The 473-nt window shown below is 43.8% G+C and carries 1 pseudogene; it reads left to right on the top strand.

The features are described from left to right. Positions 1–473 (top strand): annotated as a pseudogene (locus tag ACQ76X_RS36265) (RHS repeat protein); the annotation flags it as partial.

The following is a 473-nucleotide window of genomic DNA, read 5'->3' as shown; positions in this document are numbered from 1 at the left end:
GATATCCAAATCGCTCCAACGCCAACGGAGAAGTGTTCAGCGAGGTCGTAGAGTACAACTACTATAATACAAGTTCCGCAAACTTTGATGCTGTCAATACGGGAATGCCGGTCTTAAAAGTGGACTCTATCCGAACTGTCACTCAGTTATCGAATAACAGCGTGGTTAAAACCTATGCAAATGTACTTTATAACGGAATGGGTTTGGCTCTTTTAGAGGAACACTTGGATGATAACGCTGGAAAGTGGGTGTTCACCCAGTATCACTATGACGATATGGGCAGACCCATCTATCAAAAAGATGCGCTTTCTAATGAAATAACGGTGGGTTATGATGCTTGGGGCCAACAAAAAAGTTTAACGGATTCCTATCGTAATGTCTTTGTGACAAATTATAATTTGAAGCAGCGGAAAGCGGTAAGCTACCTGACTGCGGCGGGCACCTCCGAAACGATGAATTACATCGAGGAGTCG

The organism is Paenibacillus sp. IHBB 3054, assembly GCF_051594305.1.
In the GTDB taxonomy this organism is placed as follows: domain Bacteria; phylum Bacillota; class Bacilli; order Paenibacillales; family Paenibacillaceae; genus Paenibacillus_AQ.
This window is presented reverse-complemented; position numbering and strand designations above follow the sequence as displayed.